This window comes from Aquimarina sp. RZ0, from assembly GCF_008370685.1.
Taxonomy (GTDB): domain Bacteria; phylum Bacteroidota; class Bacteroidia; order Flavobacteriales; family Flavobacteriaceae; genus Aquimarina.
This window is the reverse complement of sequence record NZ_VTZU01000162.1, coordinates 1-3308: the sequence shown is the minus strand read 5'-3', so window position 1 is coordinate 3308 and position 3308 is coordinate 1. Positions and strand designations below refer to the sequence as shown.

Below are 3308 nucleotides of genomic sequence, written 5' to 3'. Positions count from 1 at the left end.
CAAGTTTGTGTGACGTTCAATCGGCACTTTGCCTAACACTTCAAAAGTGGAAGATCACCACCGCATTTGCCTTTCAATCTTCCACTTTTGAAGCGTTTTTTCCGTATGAGTGAGAACGATTGATCTTAAAGCTGAAGTGCGCAACTGCCGTTGCTGCTGACCTTCAGCTTTAAGATTAATCATAGCCATCTGGCGATTGAAGATAACTGCGTGTACGCATAACTGGCGTAGCCATAGCGAAGAGGAGTAGCCGACACAAAAAAAGGAGTGTAACGGTTTTGTGTGCCACTGGATTTTTATTTTATCAATTGAAAAAACAATAAACTATTCAAAATATAAATCCTGTAGGCTGCGACCAGCGGCGTAGCCCATGAAGTAGCGATTATGCTTAAATAACTCATAGCGATAGCGTACCATATTGTTTTTAAGCAAAAAAGTAGCTACGGGTGAAAGAGGAACAGAGCAAGGCTATTTGTTTGTAGTGGAGACTGACGACCGAAGGTGAGGAAGTTGGAGCGGTATGGAACAAGTGCTTTTTCTGCACTTGTGGAATAACAAAAAATAGCTTGTGGCGTGACGAAGGAACACCTTATAACAGCTTATTACAAAAGCCCTTTTCGGGCTGATGTGATAATAGTAAATCGGAGGCGATAGCCGACTCACTTGGCTATTTCTTGTAGCCTATCTTATTTCTATTTTTTGCTTTTTGAGTATCTAATTTTTGATTGAGTTCATCTAAATAGTCAAAGACTAATTCTATATTCTTACTATGATTGGTCAGTTTCTTTTTAATTTCTTCAATATCAAGTTGTAGGTTTAAGTTTTCTGTAAGCATTTGACGTAATTTGGTAAAAACCCTAATGATTTTAATATTCACCTCGATTGCTTTTTTACTATTTAAAACACAAGATAACATTGTTACTCCTTGTTCGGTAAAACAAAAAGGAGCGTATCTTAATCCTCGTTGATCTGATTTGGAGGTCGCAAATTGCGTCCTCCAATTTTGGAACTCTTCTTTGGTCATTTCAAACATAAAATCTTCTGGAAAACGTTCTTTATTCCTTCTTACGGCTTCTTTTAAACGTTTTGTTTCTACTCCATAAAGTTCTGCTAAATCTCTATCTAACATTACTTTTTGATCTCTGATTAAGTAAATTTTATTGGTGATTATTTCGTCTGGTATGCTAATTTCTTTACTCATTAGTTTTGTTTTCAGGTTATAAAAATAGATATATTGGAGATCATAATTTGTGATCTCCAATATAATTATGTTTCTACATTAATTTTGATGCTGCTTTGATCAGTTTTGCTATTCCTTCGAGTTCTTCGGCAGGATAACTAGCCAATAGTATTTTGGATATCCAGAACATACTGTCTTTCATATCTCTTTCAGTTTTTAAGGTATCATCTAACTGACTTAGCAAATTCAGGTTTTCTATCAAAGTATGCTGCATAAAAGATAGTTCTCCATAATCTTGTATTGGTACTCTGATATAGGTTTCTTTGGTTGTTGGGTCTGTATGTATTGTATTTACATACTTAGAAGTAAATTCTTGTGATTTCATAATTATGACTTTAAAGGATTAAAAATTACCCGCCTTAGTTCTCCTTCTGTGCATAATGTACAGCGTAAGAGTTTCCTTAACTTACGAACATAGCGGGATTTGATTGTAAAAATACACTTTGTCTGATTTATATATGCTTCAAGGAGTAAATATGTATTTCTTTTTATGGGCTTCTATTTTGTGTTTTCATAATGTTGTTGTTTTATCCAATAGGATGGTATTTATTAATGTCGGTCTGTAAATCTTCTAAGTCATTGATTAGGTAGGCTTCTGTAGAGCTTACAAAACGGTGTCCTGCCATATATTGGGTTTCCCTAAGATTGTAGTTTTTGAGCCAATAGGTAATAACCGAAGTTCTTATTTGTTTAAGGTTTTCTATTTTTCTGCTTTGCTTACGTAATTGTTGCATTAGTTTTTGAAGGACATTACCTAGTTGTAAGCTATTGCCTGTACTGACGAAAAATAGATCGGTTTCCTTTTTAGTTTCAGATAATATGGCTTGCCTAGTTTGCAAGGTATATTCCATAATATCTAGTATTTGGTGGGATTCTAATTTTAAAGTTCTTTCGTTGCTTCTTCTAGTAGCAGCGATATAGATGTTGCCTTCTCTTAATTTTACATCTTGAATGGTCAGTTTTTTGAGTTCTGTAGTGGTTAAACCTTGATATACCAATAAACTCACTATGATTTCATTACGCTTTTCGGATGGGCTTTGACTTGATAACTCTTTGTAATCGTAATATAATTTTTCGAGTTCTTGCTTGCTAAGGATATGATATAAGTTTCTACGTTTGATGCCTTTGATATCAATATTTGTGGTTGGATTATCATTTCGTAAGCTACGTTTCACTACCCATTTGTAATAATGGTTTAAGCTGTTGATATAGGATTGTATGGCACGACTACCTACATTTTTGTTTCGTAGATGTTGGATATATCCCAATAATTCCCTGTAAGTAGCTTGTTCAGATTCTATTTGCTGTGCATCTGTCCAAACGATAAAGGCAAGTAGATTTTTTTGGTAAGTAGCTGTGGTTTGAGAACTAAAACCTTTGGAGAATAAGTAATTTTTAAAATCCATAATCTTTTCGTTTTGTTTGTCATATATCATCGCTTGGCATTGCCAAGTGAGTGTATATTTGAGTGCTTTCTAAACTGGTGTGCCCTAAAAACCTGCTTATATTTTCTAATGGCATTCCATTTTGAAGTAGATGTGTGGCAATACTGTGACGTAATACGTGTAATCGTACATTTTTCTCTTGTAATACAATATTATCAGTCCTTTGTTGTAATATCTTTAATCGTATGGCAATGGATTGTGCAGTAAGTTGTTTGCCACGTTCACCTATAAAAAAAGCACTTTCTGTTTTGTCTTTTATCAATATTGATCTGCCATCGTATACATATTCTTGTAAATAGTTTAGGTTGGCTTTGTTGATGGGTACAAACCGTTCTTTATTAGCTTTTCCTTTTCTGACGTGGAGTATCTGCCGATCAAAATTAATATCCTCTACTTGTAAATGATACCCTTCATTTCTGCGTAATCCACAACCGTAAAATATGGTTAGTATGGCACAGTCACGTAAGGCAATCGCTTCAAAAAAGTATTCAGGTTTGGTGTGTTTTATATTTCTGGGATAATGTCTTGTAGCTTTGTAGAGTTGTTGGATTTCTTGTATAGTTAAGGTTTCGATTGTTCCTGTGTCGTCTTGCTCCCAATCAATGGATAATTTAGGTAAGGTT

At 34.6% G+C, this 3308-nt stretch carries 4 protein-coding genes; all 4 read right to left on the bottom strand.

Annotated features, from left to right (window positions below; translation table 11 throughout):
- Window positions 1-667: 667 nt before the first annotated feature.
- Window positions 668-1201 carry an ORF6N domain-containing protein gene (locus F0000_RS26765; RefSeq protein ID WP_149627762.1) on the bottom strand — a complete coding sequence of 178 codons (534 nt, stop codon included), beginning with the start codon at window positions 1199-1201 and terminating at the stop codon, window positions 668-670.
- A 73-nt stretch (window positions 1202-1274) separates the two neighbouring features.
- Entirely contained in the window at window positions 1275-1565 is a 291-nt protein-coding gene (locus F0000_RS26760; RefSeq protein ID WP_149627761.1) for a hypothetical protein, read from the bottom strand.
- A gap of 202 nt (window positions 1566-1767) precedes the next feature.
- The gene (locus F0000_RS26755) at window positions 1768-2646 is read right to left on the bottom strand and encodes a tyrosine-type recombinase/integrase (RefSeq protein ID WP_188112308.1); all 879 of its coding nucleotides are present in this window, start codon (window positions 2644-2646) and stop codon (window positions 1768-1770) included.
- Window positions 2647-2665: 19 nt separating this feature from the next.
- Window positions 2666-3308 (bottom strand): tyrosine-type recombinase/integrase (locus F0000_RS26750; RefSeq protein ID WP_149627759.1); only part of this gene is annotated, 643 nt, incomplete at its 5' end.

Coding starts and splice junctions, on each gene's coding strand:
- F0000_RS26755 (WP_188112308.1), bottom strand. CDS start 2,646: ATGGATTTTAAAAATTACTTATTCTCCAAAGGTTTTAGTTCTCAAACC.
- F0000_RS26765 (WP_149627762.1), bottom strand. CDS start 1,201: ATGAGTAAAGAAATTAGCATACCAGACGAAATAATCACCAATAAAATT.
- F0000_RS26760 (WP_149627761.1), bottom strand. CDS start 1,565: ATGAAATCACAAGAATTTACTTCTAAGTATGTAAATACAATACATACA.